The 17,747-nt window shown below is 69.2% G+C and carries 17 protein-coding genes; 9 read left to right on the top strand and 8 right to left on the bottom strand.

The genetic code is table 11. From position 1 onward, the window contains the following. Nucleotides 1-3: 3 nt before the first annotated feature. The 9 genes from uvrC to D9V41_RS12325 all read left to right on the top strand — a co-directional run bounded on the left by uvrC (nt 4) and on the right by D9V41_RS12325 (nt 8,487). A complete protein-coding gene (uvrC, locus tag D9V41_RS12285; protein ID WP_121794869.1) occupies nt 4-1,959 on the top strand; it encodes an excinuclease ABC subunit UvrC in 1,956 nt (651 codons plus the stop codon). After that, nucleotides 1,956-2,819 (top strand): RNase adapter RapZ, encoded by an 864-nt coding sequence (rapZ, locus tag D9V41_RS12290; protein ID WP_121794870.1) that lies wholly within the window; start codon nt 1,956-1,958, stop codon nt 2,817-2,819. Before uvrC ends, rapZ begins: the two co-directional genes overlap by 4 nt. Continuing rightward, the gene (locus D9V41_RS12295) at nt 2,816-3,796 is read left to right on the top strand and encodes a gluconeogenesis factor YvcK family protein (protein WP_121794871.1); all 981 of its coding nucleotides are present in this window, start codon (nt 2,816-2,818) and stop codon (nt 3,794-3,796) included. The genes rapZ and D9V41_RS12295 overlap by 4 nt, the downstream gene beginning before the upstream one ends. Then, the gene (whiA, locus tag D9V41_RS12300; protein WP_121794872.1) at nt 3,787-4,770 is read left to right on the top strand and encodes a DNA-binding protein WhiA; all 984 of its coding nucleotides are present in this window, start codon (nt 3,787-3,789) and stop codon (nt 4,768-4,770) included. The genes D9V41_RS12295 and whiA overlap by 10 nt, the downstream gene beginning before the upstream one ends. 83 nt (nt 4,771-4,853) lie before the next feature. Further along, nucleotides 4,854-5,858 (top strand): type I glyceraldehyde-3-phosphate dehydrogenase, encoded by a 1,005-nt coding sequence (gap, locus tag D9V41_RS12305; RefSeq protein ID WP_121794873.1) that lies wholly within the window; start codon nt 4,854-4,856, stop codon nt 5,856-5,858. Nucleotides 5,859-5,880: 22 nt separating this feature from the next. Next, the gene (locus tag D9V41_RS12310; RefSeq protein WP_121794874.1) at nt 5,881-7,080 is read left to right on the top strand and encodes a phosphoglycerate kinase; all 1,200 of its coding nucleotides are present in this window, start codon (nt 5,881-5,883) and stop codon (nt 7,078-7,080) included. Continuing rightward, on the top strand, nt 7,077-7,880 hold the full coding sequence (gene tpiA / locus D9V41_RS12315) for a triose-phosphate isomerase (RefSeq protein ID WP_121794875.1): 804 nt from the start codon (nt 7,077-7,079) through the stop codon (nt 7,878-7,880). Before D9V41_RS12310 ends, tpiA begins: the two co-directional genes overlap by 4 nt. Nucleotides 7,881-7,894: 14 nt before the next feature. Continuing rightward, a complete protein-coding gene (gene secG / locus D9V41_RS12320; RefSeq protein ID WP_121794876.1) occupies nt 7,895-8,131 on the top strand; it encodes a preprotein translocase subunit SecG in 237 nt (78 codons plus the stop codon). Beyond that, a complete protein-coding gene (locus D9V41_RS12325; RefSeq protein ID WP_121794877.1) occupies nt 8,131-8,487 on the top strand; it encodes an RNA polymerase-binding protein RbpA in 357 nt (118 codons plus the stop codon). The genes secG and D9V41_RS12325 overlap by 1 nt, the downstream gene beginning before the upstream one ends. Here the strand turns inward: D9V41_RS12325 and D9V41_RS12330 are convergent. The 8 genes from D9V41_RS12330 to tkt are packed head-to-tail and all read right to left on the bottom strand — an operon-like array spanning nt 8,477 to nt 17,627. Beyond that, a complete protein-coding gene (locus D9V41_RS12330; protein ID WP_121794878.1) occupies nt 8,477-9,241 on the bottom strand; it encodes a cytochrome c oxidase assembly protein in 765 nt (254 codons plus the stop codon). The two genes, D9V41_RS12325 and D9V41_RS12330, sit on opposite strands and share 11 nt — an antisense overlap. A 4-nt stretch (nt 9,242-9,245) precedes the next feature. Beyond that, nucleotides 9,246-9,704, bottom strand: coding sequence for a DUF2243 domain-containing protein (locus D9V41_RS12335; RefSeq protein WP_121794879.1), 459 nt, complete (start codon nt 9,702-9,704; stop codon nt 9,246-9,248). An 8-nt stretch (nt 9,705-9,712) separates the two neighbouring features. After that, entirely contained in the window at nt 9,713-10,414 is a 702-nt protein-coding gene (gene pgl / locus D9V41_RS12340; protein WP_121794880.1) for a 6-phosphogluconolactonase, read from the bottom strand. Further along, nucleotides 10,411-11,313, bottom strand: a complete 903-nt coding sequence (locus tag D9V41_RS12345) for a glucose-6-phosphate dehydrogenase assembly protein OpcA (protein WP_121794903.1) — start codon at nt 11,311-11,313, stop codon at nt 10,411-10,413. Before D9V41_RS12345 ends, pgl begins: the two co-directional genes overlap by 4 nt. Beyond that, nucleotides 11,313-12,827 carry a glucose-6-phosphate dehydrogenase gene (gene zwf / locus D9V41_RS12350; protein WP_121794881.1) on the bottom strand — a complete coding sequence of 505 codons (1,515 nt, stop codon included), beginning with the start codon at nt 12,825-12,827 and terminating at the stop codon, nt 11,313-11,315. The genes D9V41_RS12345 and zwf overlap by 1 nt, the downstream gene beginning before the upstream one ends. Next, nucleotides 12,824-14,404, bottom strand: coding sequence for a glucose-6-phosphate isomerase (locus tag D9V41_RS12355; protein WP_243697255.1), 1,581 nt, complete (start codon nt 14,402-14,404; stop codon nt 12,824-12,826). The genes zwf and D9V41_RS12355 overlap by 4 nt, the downstream gene beginning before the upstream one ends. Nucleotides 14,405-14,406: 2 nt before the next feature. After that, nucleotides 14,407-15,495, bottom strand: a complete 1,089-nt coding sequence (tal, locus tag D9V41_RS12360) for a transaldolase (protein WP_121794883.1) — start codon at nt 15,493-15,495, stop codon at nt 14,407-14,409. 23 nt (nt 15,496-15,518) lie between these two features. Further along, on the bottom strand, nt 15,519-17,627 hold the full coding sequence (gene tkt, locus D9V41_RS12365; RefSeq protein ID WP_243697256.1) for a transketolase: 2,109 nt from the start codon (nt 17,625-17,627) through the stop codon (nt 15,519-15,521). Nucleotides 17,628-17,747: the final 120 nt, after the last annotated feature.

The raw sequence follows: 17,747 nt of genomic DNA on the forward strand, positions 1-17,747 counted from the left end.
CGCGTGGCTGATCCGGCGACCTACCGCCCTCGGCCCGGTGAGATCCCGACCGATCCGGGCGTCTATCGCTTCCGTGACGCCGAGCGGCGTGTCATCTATGTGGGCAAGGCCAAATCCCTGCGGCCGCGGCTGAGTTCGTACTTCCAGGACATCGCCAATCTGCATCCGCGCACCCAGCAGATGGTGACGACCGCGGCATCGGTCGAGTGGACGGTGGTGGGCACCGAAGTCGAGGCGCTCGCCCTCGAATACTCCTGGATCAAGGAGTTCGACCCGCGCTTCAACGTCAAGTACCGCGACGACAAGTCCTATCCGTGGCTGGCCGTCACCGTGGGGGAGGAGATCCCGCGGGTCCAGGTCATGCGCGGCGCCCAACGCAAGGGGGTGCGGTACTTCGGGCCCTACGGTCACGCCTGGGCGATCCGCGACACGGTCGACACCCTGTTGCGCGTCTTTCCCATGCGCTCGTGCTCGGCGGGCGTCTACCGCCGCGCCAAGGCGATCGGGCGCCCGTGCCTGTTGGGCGACATCGGCAAATGCTCGGCGCCATGCGTGGGCCGCGTCAGTCCTGACGAGCACCGCGAGATCGTCGACGACTTCCTCGCTTTCATGGGCGGTCAGACCGCGGGCTTCACGAGGCGGATCGAGCAGCAGATGCGCGAGGCCGCGGGCCGCCAGGAGTACGAGCTGGCCGCCAAATACCGTGACGACCTCGCCGCGTTGCGGCGGGTGCTCGAGAAGCAGACGGTGGTGCTCGGCGACGGTACGGACGCCGATGTCTTCGGTTTCGTCGACGACCCGCTCGAGGTCGCCGTGCAGATCTTCTCGGTGCGCGGCGGACGGGTGCGCGGACAGCGCGGTTGGGTGGCCGACAAGGAGGACGACGCAAGCCTCGCCGACCTCGTGCAACACGCGCTCATGACGCTCTACCAAGACGCGGCCGAGTCGGCGATTCCCAAGCAGATCCTCGTCCCCGAACTGCCCACCGACCTCGAGCCGGTCGAGGCGCTGCTCAGCGAGCGTCGTGACGGTCCGGTGCGGATCCGGGTCCCGCAACGCGGCGACAAGAAGCGCCTCATGGAGACGGTCGAGCAGAACGCCAAACAGGCGATGGCCCGGCACAAGCTCAAGCGCTCGAGCGATCTCACCGCCCGCAGCCAGGCGCTCGAGGAGATCCAGGTCGCGCTCGGGTTGTCCGAGCCGCCGCTGCGGATCGAGTGCTTCGATATCTCGAACCTCCAGGGCACCGAGATCGTCGCCTCGATGGTCGTGTTCGAGGACGGGCTCCCGCGCAAGTCGGAATACCGCCGGTTCACCGTGCGACACGAGGGTCAGAGCGATGTCGCCGCGATGCACGAGGTCATCACCCGACGCTTCGAGAACTACCTGCGTGCCCGAGACCGGCAGGGCGACGAGGAACCGGGCATCGACCCCGAGACCGGAAAGCCCCGCAAGTTCGCATACGCGCCGTCCCTCGTCGTCGTCGACGGCGGACCGCCGCAGGTCGCGGCGGCGCAACAGGCGATGGACGAACTCGGCATCAGCGGTGTCGCGCTGTGCGGACTGGCCAAGAAGCTCGAGGAGGTCTGGCTCCCCGACGACGAGGACCCGGTCATCCTCCCGCGCACGAGCGAGGGGCTGTACCTGCTGCAGCGCGTCCGTGACGAGGCCCATCGGTTCGCGATCAGCCACCACCGCACCCGGCGCAGCAAGTCGATGGTGCAGAGCCTCCTCGACCCCGTCCCGGGCCTGGGAGAAACGCGCCGACGTGCGCTGCTCAAGCACTTCGGTTCCCTCAAGCGGTTGCGGACGGCGAGCGCCGAAGAGATCCAGGCAGTACCGGGAATCGGTCCGGCTACGGCACAATCGATCGTGCAAGCCCTTGCGGAGAGCCGGCCCGGACCGGCGATCGACACCCGCACAGGGGAGATCCTCGACGACGACGGGAATCGGCAGTGAGCAGCATCAACGAGTTCGTGCTGGTGACCGGAATGACCGGTGCCGGTCGGGGCACCGCGGCCAAGGTGCTCGAGAAGCTCGGCTACTACGTCATCGACAACCTTCCCGCACCGATGATCTCCGATGCGGTCGCGACCATCCTCAAGGCCGACGACATCGACCGCTTCGCGCTGGTCGTCGACGCCCGGTCGCGCAACTTCTTCGGTGCTCTGGTCGAGGAGGTCGAGCGGGTCAAGGAGGCGGGTGTCGCCGTACGCATCCTCTACCTCGAGGCCGCCGACGAGGTGCTCGTCCGGCGCCAGGAGGCCGCCCGACGGCCCCACCCGCTGAGCCACGAGGGACGGCTGATGGACGGGTTCCTCCGCGAACGCGAGCTCCTTCGCGATGTGCGCGCCGCGGCCGACATCGTCATCGACACCACGCGCTTGAACGTGCACCAGCTCGCGCAGCGGATGCAGGCGGCCTTCGACGCGCCGCAGCGCCACGGTCTGCGCGCGACGATCGTGTCGTTCGGCTTCAAGTACGGCGTCCCCATCGACGCCGACATGGTCGCCGACATGCGCTTCCTGCCCAATCCGTACTGGGTCGACGAACTGCGCCCGCTCAGCGGCTTGGACCAGCCGGTCTGGGAGTACGTCGAGAAGCAGCCGCGTTCGGCGGAGTTCCTCGACAGCTACGTCGATCTCATCGCGCTGCTGACCGACGGCTTCCTGCACGAGGACAAGCACTTCCTGACCGTCGCCGTCGGGTGCACGGGCGGTCGGCACCGCAGCGTCGCGATGTCGGAGGCGCTCGGCCGCCGGTTGCGCTCGCATGGCGTGAGCACTCTCGTTGTCCACCGCGACCTGGGGAGAGAATGAGCCCCCGCGTCGTGGCCCTCGGGGGCGGTCACGGCCTCGCCGCGAGCCTCGCGGCGCTGCGCCGCGTCACCGAGGACCTCACCGGCATCGTCACGGTCGCCGACAACGGCGGCTCATCCGGCCGGCTCCGCGAGGAGTTCGGCATCCTGCCGCCGGGGGACCTGCGGATGGCGCTGGCCGCACTGTGCCGTGACGACGAGTGGGGCCGCACGTGGGCCGACATCCTGCAGCATCGGTTCAGCGGCGACGGCCCACTCGCCAACCACGCCCTCGGCAATCTGCTGCTCGCGGCCACCTGGGACCAGCTCGGCGACACCGTCAAAGGGCTCCATCTCGTCGGCGAGCTCCTCGGTGCCCAGGGGCGCGTGCTGCCGATGGCGTCGGTGCCCCTCAACATCGAGGCTGATGTACGTTCGCGCGACGTTCCCGAGGACATCACCGTCGTGCGAGGTCAGGCGCAGGTGGCGAAGGCCGACGGCCAAGTGCTCGCGGTCCGCCTGGACCCGGCCGATCCGCCGGCGTGCCCGGAATCCGTGGCCGCGATCGACGACGCCGACTGGGTCGTGATCGGCCCGGGGTCGTGGTTCACGAGTGTCATGCCCAATCTGCTCGTGCCGAGCCTGCGCGCGGCCCTGGTGCGCACGACGGCTCGCCGCGTCCTGGTGCTCAACCTCGTGGCGCAGCCGGGTGAGACGGAGGGCCTCACCCCGTCCAACCACCTCGACGTGCTCGCCGCCCATGCCCCCGACCTTCGTCTCGACGTCGTCGTGGCCGACGCCGCGATGGTCGACGACGACCCGCTCATCGTGCCGGCGGCGGCGCGGCTGGGCGCGCGGCTGGTGTGCGCCGAGGTCGCCTCGCATGCCGATCGCGACCAGCACGACCCGGAGAGGCTCGCGACGGTCTTCGCAGGAGTTTTCTCCACAGCTAGAGTGAACGCAGCATTCGACGAGGAGGAAACGCGCACATGGCCATGACGGCACAGGTCAAGTCAGAATTGGCGCAAACGCCGATCACGAAGTCCTGCTGCCGCAAGGCCGAGGTCTCCACGATCCTGCGATTCGCCGGGGGGCTGCACATCGTGGCGGGCCGCATCGTCGTCGAGGCCGAACTCGACACCGGTGCCGCCGCGCGACGGTTGCGCAAGGACATCGCCGAGGTCTACGGCCATGACAGCGAGATGCTCGTCCACCAGAACGGCGGCATCCGCAAGGGCACGTCCTATGTGGTGCGGGTGGCCAAAGACGGTGACGCCCTGGCCCGCCAGACCGGCGTCGTCGACGGCAGCGGCCGCCCGATCCGCGGGCTCCCCCCGCAGGTCGTCTCCGGCGCGTCGTGCGATGCCGTCGCGGCGTGGCGGGGGGCCTTCCTCGCCCGGGGGTCGCTGACCGAACCCGGTCGCTCATCCGCTCTCGAGGTGACGGCGCCCGGCCCGGAGGCGGCGCTGGCGCTCGTCGGCGCGGCTCGCCGGCTCGGCATCCAGGCCAAGGCTCGGGAGGTGCGTCACGTCGACCGAGTCGTCATTCGCGACGGTGAGGCCATCGGCGCCCTGCTCACCCGGCTCGGCGCCCACGAGACGCTGCTGGCGTGGGAGGAGCGGCGGATGCGCCGCGAGGTCCGCGCCACCGCCAACCGGCTCGCCAACTTCGACGACGCGAATCTGCGACGTTCGGCCCGCGCTGCGGTCGCCGCCGGCGCTCGTGCCCACCGCGCTCTGGAGATCCTGGGCGACGACGTGCCCGACCATCTGCGTATGGCCGGCATGCTTCGGGTGGAGCACCGCCAGGCGAGCCTGGAGGAGCTCGGTCAGCTGCACGAACCGCCGTTGACCAAGGACGCGATCGCCGGCCGTATCCGCCGGCTCCTGGCCATGGCGGATAAGCGGGCCAACGAGATGGGCATTCCCGACACCGAGGCCGGTCTGAGCGAGGAGATCCTGCCCGAGGCCTGACGGGCGGGACACGCCGCGGTACCGGAGCCCAGTAGTAGGGTGGGGACGTATCCGACCTTCACCTTCGATCGCAGGAGTACCGCGTGACTATTCGCGTAGGCATCAATGGTTTTGGCCGCATCGGCCGCAACTTCTTCCGCGCTGCCCGCGCCGCCGGCGCCGACATCGAGATCGTGGCCGTCAACGACCTCACGGACAACAAGACGCTGGCCACGTTGCTCAAGTACGACTCGATCCTGGGTCGTCTGGACGCGGACGTGACCTACGACGACGAAGCGATCTACGTCGGCGAGCAGAAGATCGCCGCGTTCGCGGACCGCGATCCGGCCAACCTCGACTGGGCGAGCGTCGGCGTCGACGTGGTCGTTGAGTCGACCGGCTTCTTCACCGACGCCACCAAGGCCAAGGCGCACCTGCAGGGCGGCGCCAAGAAGGTCATCATCTCGGCACCGGCCAAGAACGAGGACCTCACCATCGTCATGGGCGTCAACCATGACCTGTACGACCCCGAGCAGCACACGGTCATCTCGAACGCCTCCTGCACCACCAACTGCCTCGCCCCGATGGCGAAGGCGCTGCACGAGGGCATCGGCATCGAGAAGGGCCTGATGACCACGATCCACGCCTACACGCAGGATCAGAACCTCCAGGACGGTCCGCACTCGGATCTGCGCCGCGCCCGCGCCGCCGCACTCAACGTCGTCCCCACCTCGACCGGTGCCGCGAAGGCCGTCAGCCTCGTGCTCCCCGAGCTCAAGGGCAAGCTCGACGGCTTCGCGATGCGTGTCCCGGTGCCCACCGGTTCGGCCACCGATCTCACGTTCACCGCCAGCCGCGAGACCTCGGTCGAGGAGATCAACGGCATCCTCAAGGCCGCCTCCGAGGGGGCGCTCAAGGGCTTCCTCACCTACAGCGAGGACCCGCTGGTCTCGACCGACATCGTCACCGACCCCGCCTCCTGCATCTTCGACGCCGGTCTCACCAAGGTCATCGGCGACCAGGTCAAGGTCGTGGGCTGGTACGACAACGAGTGGGGCTACTCCAACCGTCTCGTCGACCTCGTCGCCCACGTCGGCGCCTCGCTCTGAGACGACGAGGAGACCACGACACGTGAAGACGATCGACGAGCTCGGCGATCTGACCGGTAAGCGCGTTCTCGTCCGCAGTGATCTCAACGTGCCGCTCGACGGCACGACGATCACCGACGACGGCCGCGTGCGCGCGAGCGTTCCCACCATCGAGCGGCTCGCGCGCGCCGGCGCGAAGGTCCTCGTGACGGCCCACCTAGGCCGCCCAAAGGGCGTTCCGGACCCGGCGTTCTCCCTGCGTCCGGTGGCCGAGCGGCTCGGTGAGCTGCTCGGACAGCCGGTGTTGTTCGCCAACGACACCGCTGGTGCGGAGGCGCAGCGGATCAGCGCCGCCATGGACGACGGCGACGTGGCGGTGCTGGAGAACGTCCGCTTCAACCCGGGCGAGACCAGCAAGGACGACGCCGAACGCGGTGCCTTCGCCGATCAGCTCGCCGCGCTCGCCGACGTCTTCGTCTCCGACGGCTTCGGGGTCGTCCACCGCAAGCAGGCCAGCGTGTACGACATCGCCACCCGTCTGCCGGCCGCCGTGGGCGGCCTCGTGCAAGCCGAGGTCGCCGTCCTCGAGCGACTGACCGCGACGCCGGACCGCCCGTACGCGGTCGTGCTCGGCGGCTCCAAGGTCTCCGACAAGCTCGGCGTCATCGACAACCTCCTGGAGAAGGCCGACACGCTGCTCATCGGTGGCGGCATGGTCTTCACATTCCTCGCCGCCCAGGGTCACAGCGTCGGCAGCAGCCTGCTGGAGTCCGACCAGATCGACGTGGCCCGCGGGTACATCGAGCGTGCTGCGGAGAAGGGGGTCGAACTCGTGCTGCCGACCGACGTCGTCGTCGCGCCCCGCTTCGAGGCCGACGCCCCGGCCACGACGGTCGCCGTCGACGCGATCCCCGACGACCAGATGGGCCTCGACATCGGCCCGGACTCGGCCGCCGCCTTCGCCGAGCGGATCCGCGGGGCCCGCACGGTGTTCTGGAACGGCCCGATGGGGGTCTTCGAGATGCCCGCCTTCGCCGCGGGCACGAAGACGGTCGCGCAAGCGCTCACCGAGGTCGACGGTCTGTCGGTCGTCGGCGGCGGCGACTCGGCCGCGGCCGTGCGCCAGCTGGGCTTCACCGACGACCAGTTCGGCCACATCTCCACCGGTGGCGGCGCCAGCCTCGAGTACCTCGAGGGCGCGACGCTTCCGGGTCTCGCCGTCCTGGACGGAGCGGACGCATGAGCACGCGGACGCCGCTGATGGCGGGCAATTGGAAGTCCAACCTCAACCACCACGAGGCCGTCGTCCTCGTGCAGAAGCTGGCGTGGACGCTGTCGGACAAGAAGCACGACTACGCCAAGTCTGAAGTCGTCGTGGTTCCTCCGTTCACCGATCTGCGCAGCGTGCAGACGCTCGTGGACGGCGACCGGCTGCAGATCCGCTACGGCGCGCAGGACGTGTCTCAGCACGACGGCGGCGCCTACACCGGCGAGATCTCCGCGGCGATGCTCGCCAAGCTGGGATGCTCGTACGTGGTCGCCGGACACTCCGAACGCCGCGAATACCACCGGGAGACCGACGAGATCGTCAACGCCAAGACGGTCAAGACCCTGGCTGCCGGTATGACGCCCATCGTCTGCGTGGGTGAGGGCCTCGACGTCCGCCAGGCCGGCGAGCATGTCGGCTACACCCTCGGCCAGATCGACGGCTCGCTCGCCGGTCTCGCCGCCGAGCAGGTCGCGGGTCTCGTGATCGCCTACGAACCGGTGTGGGCGATCGGCACCGGTGAGGTCGCGACTCCCGAGGACGCCCAGGAGGTCTGCGCGGCGATCCGGGGACGGCTCGCCGAGACCTGGGGTGACGACACCGCGGCCTCCACGCGTATCCTGTACGGCGGATCGGTCAAAGCCGCGAACGTGGCTGCGATCATGGCCAAGCCCGATGTCGACGGGGCCCTGGTCGGTGGCGCGAGCCTTCAGGCCGAGGAGTTCGCGGCGATCGCCCGGTTCTATGACCTGCCGGACCTCTCGTCCGGCGCCTGACGGAGGAGCGACACGTGATTCTGACCTTCTCGATCCTGCTGGCTCTCAGCAGCATCTTGATGATCGTCCTGGTGCTGATGCACAAGGGCCGCGGCGGTGGTCTGTCGGACATGTTCGGCGGCGGCGTCTCGAGCTCGCTCGGTGGTTCGTCGGTCGCCGAGCGCAACCTCGACCGGATCACGGTCGGCGTCGCGCTCGTGTGGGTCGTGTGCATCTTCGCGCTCGGGCTGCTGCTGAAGGTGAGCGCCTGATGGGCGCCGGTGGTGCCATCCGCGGCAGCCGCATCGGCGCCGGACCCATGGGCGAGGCCGAGCGCGGCGAAGCCGCTCCGCGGCAGACCGTCGTCTACTTCTGCGCCAAGGATCACCGCACGACGCTCCAGTTCTCGATCGAGGCGGAGGTTCCCGACGAATGGGACTGCCCCCGCTGCGGGCTGCCGGCGAGCCGCGATGCCGAGAACCGTCCCGACGCGCCCAGGATCGAGCCGTACAAGACGCACCTGGCCTACGTGAAGGAGCGTCGCAGCGAGGAGGAGGCGTCGGCGATCCTCGCCGAAGCGCTCGAGTCGTTGCGCACCAAGCGCAAGACCGGCGAGATCATCTTCTGACGCTGGGCCGCGCGGCGGCGCGGTACCACTCGGCGAGCAATAGCGCCATGACGACGACGTCGACGGCGTCGCCGCCGTAGTACATGAGTTGCGCACCCACCCGCCCGTCGGCAATGCCGGCGGGCGGGTTCGCGTAGAGCCACTTGGCCAGGATCGAATGCGCCGCGACGAACGCGATGAGCACGCCTGCCCGAGTGCCGAAGGACGCCCGCGGCGCCGGATCCGGCCCGACGAGAGAGACGGTGAACAGGAACCCGGCGACCACCAGATGTGCGTGCACGAGGACGTAGACCGGTGTCGACTGGTGCATCAGCGCGAACAGATCGGTCGTGTACAGCACCCACAGGCCACCGCCGTTGAGTAGCGCGGTGACCACGGGATGCGTCAGCACCCGGACCGACGGACGACGTAGTAGTCGGGTGAGGGCGCGCGCCCGTGCGAGGGTCAGCGCCCGCAGCGCCAGGGTCACCGGTGCGGCGAGGACCAGCAACAGGGGCCCGAGCATGCCGATCAGCAGATGGGCGACCATGTGCGCGGCGAAGTTCGTGTGGGCGGCGTCGGCTATCGGTCCCACCAGTCCGGCGGCGACGCACGTTACCCCGGCGCACCAGGCAGCGATGCGGTGGAGCGGCCACCGCCCGCGTCGACGACTGCGTACGACGCCCGTGGCATAGATCGCCAGACTCAGCACCGCGAGAGCGACGACGAGAACGTCGGCGGCGGCCGGTCCGGAGGGAGCGCCGTGGTGGTGCATCCGGTCAGCGCGGCCGTGCTGGTCGGGTGAATCGGAGGGTGATGAGCCCGGCGACCAGGAGGGCGATGGCCGTTCCGATCCACACGGCGTCGTACAGCAGGAGGTCGACGCCGTAGCGGATCTGATGAATGCGCAGGATCTTGTGGTTGAGCACGCCGTCGAGCAACTGGAAGCCGCCGATGCCGGCGAGGACTGCGCCGGTCCAGCGGCTCCAGCGCACCTCGCCGCGGCGGCGGACGTCGGCGAGCAGGAAGAGTCCCGCGATGGTGATGAACCATCCGAAGGCGTGGAAGAAGCCGTCTGCCACCAGCCCGACGTGGGGAGTGGAGCGATCGTAGAAGTGGTGCCACTGCAGCCAGAGATGGAAGATGAACAGGTCGATCATCGACGCCGCGATGCCGGCCCCGAACAGCGCACCGGCGGCCACGATCCGGCGATCGGTGGCGCTCTCGGTGCTCGTCATGGGCCCGGTCAGCGGGGGAGCCGGCTCGCGCTGTCGGTGTCGAGGAGCCAGAGGGTCTCGTCGACACCCCGGACTCCGGCTGCCGGTGCGTCCTCGACCGGGGAACCGGCGAGGGCGGCCGCCACCGCGGCGGCTTTGTCCTCACCGGCTACGACGAACCACACGGCGGTCGCGGAGTTGAGCACGGGGTAGGTCAGGCTCAGCCGCTCCGGCGGCGGTTTGGGGGAGCCGTCGACGCCGACCACTCGGCGCTGCTGCTCGCCGAGCTGAGGAAAGCCAGGAAACAACGAGGCGACATGCGCGTCAGGGCCGACACCGAGCAGGACGAGATCGAAGGAATCGGGTAGTCGCGCGGCGTAGGCGTCGGCGGCCTCGTCCTTCGAGGCGTACTCCCCGGCGGCGGGCATCGCGTGGATGCGTTCCTCGGGGATCTCGAATCGCGTGAGGAACGCCTCGCGGGCCTGTTTCTCGTTGCGATCGTCATCGTCGGCCGCGACGTACCGTTCGTCGCCCCAGTAGTAGTCGACCTCGCGCCAGAGCGAGACCGGGCCGATCAGCTGGCGAAGGACCTCGTTCGCGATGGTGCCACCGGTCAGGACGAGGCGCGGTCGGCGACCGGTGCTGCGCTGCACCTCGTCGACCCGCTCGGTGAGTCGATGGGCGACGGCGCGGGCGAGGGCGTCACGGTCCTCGAGAATCTGGACGGTCATACGTGCTCCAAGAGGTGGTCGATCGTCTCGGCGTAGATTTCGTCGGGGTCCAATCGGCGCAGGTCCTCGGCGAGCAGCTCGGCGAGCGAACGCCGTCCGAGCGGCACGACGCGCGACGACGATCCCGGAACACGGAACTCACAGCTCGCCTCGTCGAGTCGGGTCAGCTCGATGCTGCCGACCTGTGTCTGCAGGCTCACGCGGGAGATCTGAGTACCCGGGCCGTACTCGTGCTCGATCGGAACGCCCAACCGCGATGACAGCCAGGCTACGAGGAGCACGGCGGCGGGGTTGTCGCGGTCGCTGACGACCGTTCCGCCCGAGACCGTACCGGTCGCCTGGTCCAGCGCCGCGGCCAGCAGCGCGCGCCACGGGGTGAGCCGGGTCCAGGACAGGTCGGTGTCGCCCTCGGCGTAGTGCCGGGCGACGTTGCGCAGTGCCCGCACCGGATTGGCGGTGCTCTCGGCATCGGTGAGGCGGCGCCGCGCCAAGCGGCCGATCGGGTCCTCGGCCGGGTTCGCGGGGGCGTTACTCGGCCACCAGATGACGACCGGCGAGTCCGGAAGCAGCAGCGGGAGCACCACCGATTCGGCGTGATTGGTCAGTTTGCCCGCGATCCGCAACAGGATCGACTCGCCCGAGGAGGACTCGCCGACCCGCACCTTCGCGTTGAGCCTGGCCTTGCCGCGGGCGTCGCCGATGACGACGCCGATGATGCGGGCCGGGTGCTCCATCGACAGCGTGGTGGCCGTCTTCATCGCATGCGCGACGTTCTCGTCGTCGGTCACGACGAGCAGGGTGAGCACCATGTCCATCGCCGGGCTCCCGGCGCCGGACCGGGCGCGGACGAGGGCGCGGGCGATCTCGCCGGCGTTGGTCTCGGTGAGTGCGATCTCCATCAGGGGCGCCTCCAGGTCCGTCCGTCGCGGGCGATCATCTCGTCGGCCGATCTCGGGCCCCACGTGCCCGCCGGATACGTGTCGATCGTGCGCTGGCGTCGCCAGTGGTTGATGACCGGGTCGAGGATCTTCCAGGAAAGCTCGACCTCCTCCTGCTGGGGGAACAGCGGGGGATCACCGAGCAGGACGTCGAGGATGAGCCGTTCGTAGGCTTCGGGGCTGCTTTCGACGAAGGCACCGCCGTAGGCGAAGTCCATGTTGACGTCGCGGATCTCCATCGTGGTGCCCGGCACCTTCGAGCCGAAGCGCAACGTCACCCCCTCGTCGGGTTGGATCCGCATGACCAGGGCGTTCTGTCCCAGTTCGGTGACGTCGTGCTTTCGGAACGGCAGGTGCGGGGCTCGTTTGAACACCACGGCGACCTCGGTGACCCGACGACCCAGGCGTTTGCCGGTACGCAGGTAGAACGGCACACCGGCCCACCGGCGGGTGCCGATGTCGATCCGCATCGCAGCGTAGCTCTCGGTGCGGGAGTCCTCGGGAATTCCCTCCTCGTCGAGGTAGCCGTCGACCTCCACTCCACCGGCCCAACCGGCCACGTATTGACCCCGGGCGGTGTGCTTGGTGAGATCGGCCGGGGCGCTGGCATTCGCGAGGATCTTCTGCTTCTCCAGGCGCAGGCTGTGCGCGTCGAACGACACCGGCTCCTCCATGGCGGTCAGCGCCATGAGCTGAAGGAGGTGGTTCTGGATGACGTCGCGTGCAGCGCCGATGCCGTCGTAGTACCCGGCTCGCGATCCGATGCCGATGTCCTCGGCCATCGTGATCTGGACGTGGTCCACGTAGTGGCTGTTCCAGACCGGCTCGAACATCCCGTTGGCGAACCGCAGCGCCAGGATGTTCTGGACCGTCTCCTTGCCGAGGTAGTGGTCGATGCGGAACACCGAGCTGCGTTCGAACACGTCGCCGACGAGGCGGTTGAGCTCCTTGGCGGACGCGAGATCGTGGCCGAACGGCTTCTCGATGACGACCCGGCGCCAGCCCTCGCTGGAGGTGGCGAGACCGTGCTGCTTGATCTTGGACACGACCGTGGGAAAGAGCCCCGGGGGGATCGAGAGGTAGAAGGCGTGGTTGCCGCCCGTGCCCTGGTCGCGGTCGAGCTCGGCGAGTGTCTCGGCCAGCTGCTTCCACGCCGCATCGTCATCGAACTGGCCGGGAACGAAGCGGATGCCGGCGGCCAGCTGCTTCCAGACGGTCTCGCTCCACTCGGTGCGGGCTCCCGCCTTGGCGGCGTCCTTGATCATCGAGGCGAACGTGCCGTCCCCGAAATCCTGGCGCGCGAAGCCGACCAGCGCGAAGCCGGGCGGCAGAAGTCCCCGGTTGGCGAGGTCGTAGATCGCCGGGATCAGCTTCTTGCGGGCGAGATCACCGGTGACGCCGAACATGATCATGCTGCACGGGCCGGCGATGCGGGGAAGGCGGCGGTCACGAGGGTCGCGCAGCGGATTGGTCACGCCAGAACGCTCCTGAGTCGTGCGAGTGCGTTGGTGGTGTCGGTGAGGTGGAGCCGCAGCACCGGCCGGTCGTGGTCACGCAGGACGGCCGCGTCTCCCTCGGCCTGGGAGCCGATGAAGTCGCCGAAGCTGAAGTCGCGGCCGGGAATGTCCAGATCCTGCTGCGGAACGTCGGTCAGCTGCAGGAAGACGCCGTGCGGCGATCCGCCCTTGTGGTACTGGCCGGTGGAGTGCAGGAAGCGGGGCCCCCAGCCGAACGTCACCGGACGTCCGAGCCGTTCGGCGAGGGCGTCGCGCACGCGGGCGAAATCCGCGTGCGTCCACCGATCCAGGTACGCCTGAACCGCCAGGTATCCCGAGGACGTCAGTTCGGAGAAGAGGCGCTCGAGCGCGCTCTGGAGGTCGTCAGCCTCGGTACCGAACAGCTCGATGTCACCGTCCACGGCATCGGGGGACGGGCGATCGCCGCCCCCACCGAGAAGCTCGCGTGCCGCCTGTTTGGCGCTCTCGACATCGGGCTGGTCGAAGGGATTGATTCCCAGGATGCGGCCGGCGACGGGAATCGCGGTCTCCCACAGGAGGAATTGCGCGCCGAGCGTTCCGTGAACGGTTGCTGCCCACGCGCCGTCCGGTATCTCGCGGCTGCCGGTGACCACGAGCACCGAGTCGCCCGAGTGGGAGGCGAAATTCGGCGAGGTGACGCTGGCGACCACGACCGGGAGAATGCCGGTGCCGTCCTTGCCGGTCGATTCCGCGACGAGTTGTTCGGCCCAGTCGCCGAGGCCGACGCCGGAGGTGTCGGCGAGGACGAGCTTGTCGGCGTGGTCGAGCGCGGCCACGCCCAGCAGGACCCCGAGGCGCAGCCCGGGGTTGTCCGCGGAGTCGGACGCGAGGACGTCCTGCACGGCCGCAGCCTCGTCCAGGAGCTGGCCGATGGGGGCGCCGGCGAGCCCGCTGGGGACGAGGCCGAACGCGGTCAGGGCCGAGTAACGGCCTCCCACGCTCGGGTCGGCCTGGAAGACCTCATAGCCCGATTCCCGTCCGATCTCATCGAGCGGGGAGCCCGGATCGGTGACCACGATGATCCGTTCGGCTGGATCGATTCCTGCGTCCGTGAAGGCCTTCTCGAAGGCGCGACGCTGGCTGTCGGTCTCGACGGTCCCGCCGGACTTGCTGGAGACGACCACGGCGGTCCGGTCGAGCTCGGCGATCGCGGCCCGGACCATGTCCGGGTGCGATGAGTCGAGGACGACGAGGTCCACGCCCGCGGCCCGGCAGATCACCTCCGGTGCGAGGGAGGACCCGCCCATGCCGCACAGCACGATCCGTGAGACGCCCCGGTCGAGCAACGTCGCCCGCAGTCTCTCGATCCGCGGAACGAGTTCACGCGAGCGCTCGGCGGCCGCGGTCCAGCCCAATCGTCGCGCCGACTCGTCCTCGGCCTCCGGCCCCCACAACGTGGGAACCTCGGCGAAGATCTGCGAGGCGATGCGAGCCTCGACGGCATCCTCGAGCGCCGAGGTGAAGCCTTCGGTGAGCCGGGCCCGCTCGACGACCCCGGCGGTGTCCCCGTTCACGGTCAGGCCTTGTCCAGCTCGGCCTGGACGGTCTCGACGAGCTCGGCCCATGAGGCGTCGAACTTCTCGAGCCCCTCGATCTCCAACCGGTCCACGACCTCGTCGTAGGAGATGCCCTGCTTCTCCAGCGCCGCGAGCACATCGCGCGCGTCGTCGTAGCGTCCCGTCACGGTGTCGCCCGTGATCTCGCCGTGGTCGGCGAAGGCGAGCAGTGTCTTCTCCGGCATGGTGTTGACACTATCGGCGACGACGAGCTCCTGCACGTAGAGCGTGTCCGGGTACGCGGGGTCTTTGACGCCCGTGGACGCCCACAGGGGCCGCTGCGGCTTGGCGCCCTGCCGCAGCAGGGCCTGGGCGCGCTCGGAGGAGAACACCTGGACGAAGGCCTCGTGGGCCAGTCGGGCGTTCGCGATCGCCGCCTTGCCACGCAGCGGGCTGTCCTCGGGAAGGCGTCCGTCGACCTCCGAGTCCACTCGGCTGACGAAGAAGGACGCCACCGAGGCGAGACGACTGAGGTCGCGGCCCTCGGCAGCGGCCTGCTCGAGGCCGTACAGGTACGCATCCATGACGTCGCGGTAACGCTCCAGGGAGAAGATCAGCGTGACGTTGACGCTGATACCCCGGGCGATGGTCGCCGCGATCGCCGGCAGGCCCTCGCGGGTGGCGGGAATCTTGATGAAGAGGTTGGGCCGGTCCACGCGCTCCCACAGCCGCTGTGCGAGATCGACGGTGCCGTCGGTGTCATGAGCCAGGCCCGGCTCAACCTCGATGGACACCCGGCCGTCGACGCCGTCGGTGCGGTCGTAGACCGGACGCAGGATGTCGCAGGCGCGCTGGACGTCGGTGCACGTCAGCTCGAAGATGGCGGTGTCGACGTCGGCGCCGTTCGCCTTGAGTTCGCGCACCTGGGGCTCGTAGCGCTCACCCTTCGCGAGTGCGGAGGCGAAGATCGTCGGGTTGGTGGTGACCCCGACGACGTGCTTGCTCTCGACGAGATCGGCGAGGTTGCCGGTCTCGATCCTCTCTCGCGACAGGTCGTCCAACCAGATCGAGACGCCTGCCTCACTCAGTGCCGCAAGCCGTTCGCTCATGGGGTTTCCTCCCGTTGGTCGTGTCAGTGGGTCGTATCCGGCAGCACCGGACCGGTGGGTCGCGCCGCGAAGGGGACGCCGGCGTCGGAGGTGACCGCGCCCATCGACTCCTTCGCTGCCGCCACCGCGGCCTCGGCCGTGACGCCGAACTTCTCGTACAAGGTCGCGAACGCCGCGGACGCGCCGAAGTGCTCGATGCTGACGATGCGGCCCGCATCGCCGACGACATCGCGCCAACCGAGGGCGACGCCGGCCTCGATCGCCACCCGGGCCCGCACCTGCGGCGGAATCACGCTATCGCGGTAGTCGCTGCTCTGCTCTTCGAACCACTCGCGGCACGGCATCGACACGACACGGGCCTGGATGCCCTCATCGGCCAGCAGCGCACGCGCCTTGACCGCGATCTGCACCTCCGAGCCGGTGGCGACGAGCACTACGTCCGGCGTGCCCTCGGTGTCGAGGAGGACGTAGGCGCCCTTGGCCGCCTCGGACGCCGGCGCGAAGCCGTCGGTGCCGCGGGGGAAGACCGGCAGGTTCTGCCGGCTCAGTGCCAGTGCAGCGGGGCGGTGGTGACGCTCGAGGACCGTCCGCCAGACGGCGACCGTCTCGTTGGCGTCGGCGGGCCGGACGACGTCCAGCCCCGGGATGGCCCGGAGCGCGGTCAGGTGCTCGATCGGCTGGTGCGTCGGACCGTCCTCGCCGAGGCCAATGGAATCGTGCGTCCAGACGAACGTGACCGGCAGTTCCTGCAAGGCGGCGAGGCGAACGGCCGGCCGCATGTAGTCGCTGAAGACCAGGAACGTGCCACCGTACGGACGCGTGGGTCCGTGGAGCGCGATGCCGTTGAGGATCGCGCCCATCGCGTGTTCGCGGATACCGAAGTGGAGGACACGGCCGTACCAGTCGCCACTGAACTTCTTGGTGGACCATTCGGGTGGGATGAACGACGGTTGGCCCTTGGGCGTCGTGTTGTTCGAGCCGGCGAGGTCGGCCGAACCGCCCCACAGCTCGGGAAGCACCGATGCGGCGGCGGTGAGGAACTCGCCGGACGCGACGCGGGTCGCCACGCCCTTCTCGTCGGCGTCGTAGGTCGGCAGTTGGTCGGCCCAGCCCTCGGGGAGTTCGCGGTTCTGCAGCCGCTGGAACAACGTGTAGCGATCCGGTTCGCCGGCGGCCCACGCATCGAACCGCTCCTGCCAATCGGCCTGCAGGCGTTCGCCGCGCGTGCGGGCGTCGCGGGTGTGCGCGATGACGTCGTCGTCCACGGGGAACTGTCGATCCGGATCGAAGCCCAGGATCTCCTTGGTGGCGCGCACTTCGTCGTCGCCGAGCGCGGAGCCGTGGGCGGCGCCGGTGTTCTGGGCGTTGGGGGCGGGCCAGGCGATGATGCTGCGCAGCACGATGAGGCTCGGCCGGTCGGTGACCTGTTCCGCGGCCTGGTACGCGTCCCACAGGGCGTGGATGTCCTCGCGGTACTCGGCACCGTCATGGGTCCAGTCCACGGTCTGGACGTGCCACCCGTACGCCTCGTAACGCTGAGCGACGCTCTCGCTGAAGGCGACATCGGTGTCGTCCTCGATGGAGATCTTGTTGTCGTCGTACAGCACGGTCAGGTTGCCGAGCTTGAGGTGACCGGCGAGCGAGGAGGCCTCGCCGGAGACGCCCTCCTGCATGTCACCGTCGGAGGCGATGACGTAGACGTGGTGGTCGAAGACGCTCTCGCCCGGAGCCGGGTCCGGGTCGAAGAGTCCGCGCTCGCGGCGGGCCGCCATGGCCATGCCCACGGCATTGGCGACGCCCTGGCCCAGCGGACCCGTGGTGACCTCGATGCCCGCGGTGTGGCCGTACTCGGGGTGACCGGGCGTCTGGCTGCCCCAGGTCCGGAGCGCCTGCAGATCGCTGAGTTCGAGTGGGTACCCGGCCAGGTAGAGCTGGATGTACTGCGTCAGGCTGGTGTGGCCGCAGGAGAGGACGAAGCGATCGCGGCCGGCCCAGTGCGGATCGGCCGGGTTGTGCCGCATCAGCTTCTGGTAGAGCAGGTAGGCCGCGGGCGCGAGGCTCATCGCGGTACCGGGATGGCCGTGGCCGGCCTTCTGCACGGCGTCGGCGGCGAGCAGTCGCGCCGTGTCCACCGCCCTCCGATCGAGGTCGTTCCACTCAAGTTCGGACGGTCCAGCGCTCACAAGCCTCACTCCAACATCGGTCGGTAGATCCGGTCACTCCGAGCCTACTCCGCGCGAGTTAGACTCATC

This window comes from Aeromicrobium phragmitis (assembly GCF_003674095.1).
GTDB classification, from domain to species: Bacteria; Actinomycetota; Actinomycetes; order Propionibacteriales; family Nocardioidaceae; genus Aeromicrobium; species Aeromicrobium phragmitis.